Annotated in this window: 3 protein-coding genes and 5 pseudogenes; 4 read left to right on the forward strand and 4 right to left on the reverse strand. The window is 35.5% G+C overall.

Features of this window, described 5'->3' with window-relative positions:
• From CL42_RS15310 to CL42_RS15320, 4 genes and pseudogenes are all read right to left on the reverse strand, one after another.
• Positions 1–286: pseudogene (locus CL42_RS15310) on the reverse strand (IS701 family transposase); the annotation flags it as partial.
• A 53-nt stretch (positions 287–339) separates the two neighbouring features.
• The gene (locus CL42_RS15315) at positions 340–1,323 is read right to left on the reverse strand and encodes a DEAD/DEAH box helicase family protein (protein WP_416202028.1); all 984 of its coding nucleotides are present in this window, start codon (positions 1,321–1,323) and stop codon (positions 340–342) included.
• A pseudogene (locus tag CL42_RS17610) lies at positions 1,309–2,136 on the reverse strand (TOTE conflict system archaeo-eukaryotic primase domain-containing protein); the annotation flags it as partial. The gene CL42_RS15315 and the pseudogene CL42_RS17610, both read right to left, overlap by 15 nt.
• 111 nt (positions 2,137–2,247) lie before the next feature.
• A pseudogene (locus CL42_RS15320) lies at positions 2,248–2,494 on the reverse strand (IS4 family transposase); the annotation flags it as partial.
• Between the two features lie 108 nt (positions 2,495–2,602).
• Between CL42_RS15320 and CL42_RS15325 the strand changes: the two are divergent.
• The 4 genes and pseudogenes from CL42_RS15325 to CL42_RS15335 all read left to right on the forward strand — a co-directional run.
• Positions 2,603–4,156, forward strand: a complete 1,554-nt coding sequence (locus CL42_RS15325) for an esterase-like activity of phytase family protein (protein ID WP_035270570.1) — start codon at positions 2,603–2,605, stop codon at positions 4,154–4,156.
• A gap of 66 nt (positions 4,157–4,222) precedes the next feature.
• The gene (locus CL42_RS15330) at positions 4,223–4,534 is read left to right on the forward strand and encodes a hypothetical protein (RefSeq protein WP_228133300.1); all 312 of its coding nucleotides are present in this window, start codon (positions 4,223–4,225) and stop codon (positions 4,532–4,534) included.
• Positions 4,535–4,671: 137 nt separating this feature from the next.
• A pseudogene (locus CL42_RS17120) lies at positions 4,672–5,012 on the forward strand (transposase); the annotation flags it as partial.
• Between the two features lie 62 nt (positions 5,013–5,074).
• Positions 5,075–5,536 (forward strand): annotated as a pseudogene (locus tag CL42_RS15335) (hypothetical protein); the annotation flags it as partial.
• Positions 5,537–6,105: the final 569 nt, after the last annotated feature.

The following is a 6,105-nucleotide window of genomic DNA, read 5'->3' on the forward strand; positions in this document are numbered from 1 at the left end:
GAAAATAGCTAACCAAGTCCATATGTTGACTATAGGGTTTATCTAAAACAGTATCATCAATACTGACTATAAGTTTATTATTATCAATATGTTGAATTGCTTCTTGATATAGGTCGTGAGGTGTGTAGCCTTCACGTTCTAGAAAGCGATTTACACTATCATGCGAGATGTTATAAGTCTCGGCAAGTTGTGTGCAGCTAATAGAGTTCGGTTCTGTCATGAGAAAGCCCATATAAATGGGTAATGTACAAGTTGCTGTAGAAGCATGTTTAATTCGTCTGATCACAGATACTTTATAAAGTATTTTAATACTTTTTTGAATCCGTCAATGCGTAAGTCCTATTGTATTAATAATTTTTTAAGCTGGGTGTGATTGTTTGATTTCGCTTTGTATACAATAGAACCAGCTTGCATGAAAATAATGGGTTGATGCCCATCTTGACGTTCTGGTGTAGCAGTTAACCCGAGAATGTAGTAGGGACTGACTTCACTGAGAAGAAATTCATAGCTTGGTGCGGATAAATGGTGGCATTCATCTACGATAATTTGTCCGTAATTAAAGGCGATAGGTTTGATTGAATTATTTACACGGTTGATTAGACTTTGATATGTTGCAATGTCAATTTGATTAGATGGTTTGGCTCTTCCACCTTGTATTGTACCAATTTCGACATCGGCTAAAAATGAATGTAATCGTTTTTTCCATTGAGAAACAAGTTCTTTGTTATGAACAATAATGAGTGTATTTGTTTGGCGTTTGGCAATGATAGAGATTGCAGTAACAGTTTTTCCAAAAGCCGTTGGTGCATGTAGAACTCCAACATCGTGTTCAAGGATTTTTTTACATGCTATTTCCTGTTCAGAGGATAATTCGGTAAGTAGATTTATATTGACTAATATGTTGCCTTTAGTCCGTTGATCTTTTAGTTTTATTTTAGTATCTTGTTGATTAAGCAAGTGAATTATATCTTTTAGGCATCCTCGTGGTAAACTGAGATATTGTCCTTCAAGGCGGGCACAGCATATGTGTCTTGGAATTCCTGTCGTTGAAAAACGCATTGCTTGTGCTTTAAAAAAACGAGGGTTGGAGAAAGTGGCTAATCTTTTTAATTGAGCTATCAATTGAGAGGGTAATGTCTGAATTGGAATGTGAATCATATTTGCGAATACCAATTCAATAGTGTCTGGACATCCCGCGATCTTTTGATTTTTTTTAGGAACATTTTTTACCCATGGAACCTCATGGTCAATATCTATTTGATTCTGTTTGATGAAATTGTAGCCTAGTTCATTCACAATATTATTAACTTCAGAAGAACTCATTAATTCAGTTTGTTGTAAAACAGTCCATGGGTCAGTAAAAGCATTAAAGTTACTGTCAATAAAGGTACTATTTCCTAGCGCTCTTGCGTGCTTTTGTAAGGGTAATGCTATTAAATTTCCAAATCCGCCTGTTGGCATGTGATCTTGATTTGGAAACATACGATCATAAGATTCAAAATCTAGAGCTGGATAAAGTTCCATGGCCTTATCTAGAATACCTGCACCCATTAAGCGAGCTTGCTTAGCTGCAATTGGTTCAGAGAAAAATATCTAAACATGTGCGCCATTACCTGAACGAGAGCGCTCAACCAAAAATGGTATATTTAAAGATAAGCACGCTTCAGAAAATGCAGTTACACAATTTTTCCAATCTGATTTATCAAAATCTACTGCGAGTAACCTACATTGATCTGTTGCTAATAGTGGGTAAATGCCTATAATTTTCTGTCCAGTTAAATGAGAATAAAGAACTTCTTGTGTGATGGGTAATAGTTGACGGCTTTTACAGTCTGAACATTTAATTTGAGGTTTGTAACAAATGCCATGTTTCCACTCATTTGCACAAGCAACAGAATAACCAGATTTTCCACTGCTATTTTCCCAACGATAAGCAAAGGTATCAGTTCGTCCAATAAACCTTTGAGAAAATAATAAAAGTCTTTCTTCTGCTGATAAATAATTCTTATTTTTTTCTTCAAGTGATATAAGTTTTTCTTTTTCTTGATAAAGGCTTTGATATTCATTTTGTAATAATGTGATTTGGTCTAAAATTTGCTGTAATCTAACGGCAATTTCTTTTAACTTATTATTCACTGATTTTTCCTAAAACACAGCTATTACTGTCCTAATATCAAATCTTAAATTAAAGAATTACAATATAATAAATCAATTAATTTTCAAAATATTCTCTGTACACGACAAATTTCATAGGACCCTTGTCCTATCAGGCTTTTTCTTTCTTAAAATTGCTAGCACTTTCTTAAATTCTTCTTTTTTTCCCAAAACCAATCAAACGTAGAATAGCCATTTGAACATAGTCCAAACCGTAGCGAAATAAACTTACTGAAAGTCGTCCATGCTTCTTTATTTTTATCGCTTTTTTCTGATCATGTTGCCATTCACCTGTTAAATAGCACCAACAGAAACCGATAGCTAGCACTGCTATCAATTTCACATCCTAATCTAAGATTTTAATATCATGAATTATTTATATTTTCTTCACATTAATGTCATTTTTGTTTTTTACCGTAGAGCCTATTTACAATGATGCTTATGAACCATGAAAAAAACACCACTAACTTTAGCTTTATTGGCTTCGACAATTTTCTTAACGGCATGTACTGATGAAGGGGACAATGGTCAAAATGGATTGAATAGTTTGATTCAACAGACGCCTTTAGTACTTGGAAATGATGATTGCTGGAGTGCTGGAACACGTATTGAAAGCGGTTTGGATAAAAATCAAAATGGTGAGTTGGATGCGAATGAAATCCAGCAAAGCTCCATCCAGTGTGGTCCAAACTTATTTACCCAAGGGGTTGCATTACCTTACCAAAATTTAACAAGCTTTAAGGCGAATGGAACAACTATTGCGAGTGCATTTACACTTCGACAGGGTGGTTTTGGATCTGATGTTGCTGCCCATCCTACGAACAATAAACAATTTTACGCAATCACAGATCGTGGCCCAAATGCTGACTATAATGATGGCGTGAATGGTGCTGGTAAGATTTTTCCAATGCCAGACTATATACCTAAAATTGGGTTGTTTGAGGTACAAGATGATGGCTTAATCAAACTCATCAAAACGATTTTATTAAAAGATCGTGATGGAAATAATATTAGTGGATTACCGAATACTGCTGCACTAGGTGGTACAGGCGAAAGACCTTACGATATTCATGGCAAGGTTATCGCTAAAGATCCATCAAAGCCTTATGACCCAATAACGAACCCTATTAAACTTGATGATTACGGTCTCGATTCTGAAGGTTTGGCAGCGTTGAATGATGGTACATTCTGGGTGAGTGATGAATATGGTCCTCACATTGTGCACTATGATGTCAATGGAAAAGAAATTGGTCGTATTAATCCTTTTGTAAATGATGTGCGCAATACCTTCACTTTGCCGCAAGAATTTAGTTATCGTCGTGCCAACCGTGGTATGGAAGGTTTAACTATTACACCTGACCAAAAAACATTGGTTGGGATTATGCAATCGACAATGGACTTACCGACCAAAGCTGTTAATAAATCAACCTTAACACGTATTGTGACGATCAATCTCGAAACAGGCAAAGTTGCTCAGTATCTCTATCGTCAAGAAATTGATGCTAACTCAAACTCAGCTATTATTGCGATTAATGATCATGAGTTTTTAGTACTGGAACGTGATGGCAAATTCCTTAAAGACGATCCGAATATCATGAAACATGTTTATCGTATTGATCTGAAGGATGCTACCAATTTGGAGGATATCGCAACTCAGGGCGATCTAGTACAAGATCCTAAACTTGGTTTAACGATTGCAGGTAAAACCCTCGAGCAATATTTCATCAATAACGATAAAAAATGGGAAGCATTACAAGCACTAAATATTCAACCAGCAAGTAAAACATTGGTATTGGATATGGGTAAACGTGTAAGTTATGCACATGACAAAATGGAAGGTTTATGGTTGATTAACCGACAAACCCTTGGAATTGTGAATGATGATGACATGGGGCTTTGGACAACCAATGGTTTAGAGCAAAAGTATTTGGATAATGTGCGCATGCGTGTCGATACACCGACCCTATATATTGCCGATAAGTTAAATCTTTTTAACCCATAACCATAAAAAAAGCCCAAAAGCCAAAACTTTTGGGCTTTTTTATTCAATTTTTATCAAGGGGGGAAAATGAAAATAAATCAATTGACTGTAATGACTTTTCTGGCAATTACAGTGTTACCATCGCTAAGTTATGCATCTCCGAAAGTCACCTCTCGCGAATACAAAGTACTATTAGATGCCATGAATTTTAATTATGGTAATGAAGCAAGTAACATAAATAGCTATTTTACAGTTGCTAAAACTGCGATTGAAAATCAAATCAGTCGAAATGTCACTGGTGCTATGACTTTTGATACACAACGAGAAATCCGCTTTTACGATACTCAAGGAAGCTGTACGCTAAAAAAATATGGGATACAGTTTCAGAGAACGTATTGAAAATGGTACAAAAGAAGTAACTCTAAAATATCGTGGATATGACCACTATATTGCTGACTCAAAGATTTGACCAGTAATGTATCAGGCGCGAAAACAAAACTAGAAGATGACATTACTCGTAAAGATAATTTGAGTTTTATGGCCGACCTGAAATCTTTAATACAGACCAAGGCAGTCAATTTACCAGTGATGCATTTATTGAAGTGTTAAAATCAAATGATATCCAAATCAGCATGGATGGTAAACTTGCGCAGTATACTGCTCATAGGTTGATAATGTGATGATTGAACGATTATGACGGAGCGTTAAATACGAGGAGGTTTATCTCAAAGCCTACAGCAATGTTTTTGATGCGAAAAAGCAATTAAATGCATATTTTGAATTTTATAATTTGAAACGACCTCATTCGAGTCTGGACAAAATGACTCCAGATGAGTTTTACTATAACCAGCTACCACAACAAAATAAGGTAGCTTAATTAGAGCAGAATATCACTTATCAATAAGCTTTTAGTTGTTCAAACAAGTGGGACCATCTCTTTTTCTTGTAGTTGCAAGCAAGTCCACAACCGTACCAACCTCACGAACCATTAACGATTTTGAGGATATTAATATCCTATTTTCAGGTTTTAAGAATGATTATAATTTTAGTAATAGTCAAGTTTTGAACCAAGTTAGTAGTTTAACCATCTATGAACGTAAATATGCTGGTGCAACGATTGATTTAGGTGAATTCGATGCCGATTTAGAGTTAAGTTTGTGGTACACCCAAATGCCTTACGGTAGTCTAAAACCTGTTTTAGCAGAAATTTCGTTTAAATATTCAGATCCCAATGCGAATTTCACAAGAAAAGTAGTTGAACTTGCTGCTTCAAGCTTTGGTGCTTTAAAAGGTTTAACCTAATATAATGCACCAAGTTCGACAACAACAAAGACTCAGTTTGTGTACCAATACCAATCAAATTTCTGTAATTGCGTTTTTCCTTATTTGATAAGGTTTTAGGTTAATCCACGTCTGGATGAAACAAGCATTCACATATTTGTGAGTGAGTGTTATCGAGAGGTGGAGTCATCAGAAAAGGGGGATTCACTGAAGTGTATGTGGTCGGATCTATCGAGAATACCTTTAAATATACAGCCGCTTGCTGTTTGGTTTACTGTAAATCAATATAGCCATTTTTAAGGTACAAATGAACAAGTCCGTACAACTACAGACTTACACGAAACTGTACAGCCATCACAAGTTACACCTATAGAAGATAAGCCTATTCAGCAAACAACTACTACTGTGCTACAACCTAAAAAACGAGGTTTATTTGGTCGAGTTCTACATGCTGTTTTAAGTGATGACTAGAGGTTGAATTGATTACCTGGGCTAATTAAAACCGTGGAACATTGTTCATTTATTAAGCGTGGAACGTGACAAATCCTTAAAAAAGCCCGATCTGGAGGATACGGGCCAATCAAAATGATATATACCATTGATTAATAAAGACAATTATAAAGCTGTTATTCACCAATTAAAATGTCTATGTGATAAACCATTTAAAATGTCCTGTTTTTAACCACAAG

The organism is Acinetobacter sp. Ver3, from assembly GCF_000632455.1.
Lineage (GTDB): Bacteria > Pseudomonadota > Gammaproteobacteria > Pseudomonadales > Moraxellaceae > Acinetobacter.

Bases quoted from the DNA above. Each gene is read 5' to 3' on its own strand.
- CL42_RS15325 (WP_035270570.1), top strand. From the start codon at position 2,603: ATGAAAAAAACACCACTAACTTTAGCTTTATTGGCTTCGACAATTTTC.
- CL42_RS15330 (WP_228133300.1), top strand. From the start codon at position 4,223: ATGAAAATAAATCAATTGACTGTAATGACTTTTCTGGCAATTACAGTG.
- CL42_RS15315 (WP_416202028.1), bottom strand. From the start codon at position 1,323: ATGAGTTCTTCTGAAGTTAATAATATTGTGAATGAACTAGGCTACAAT.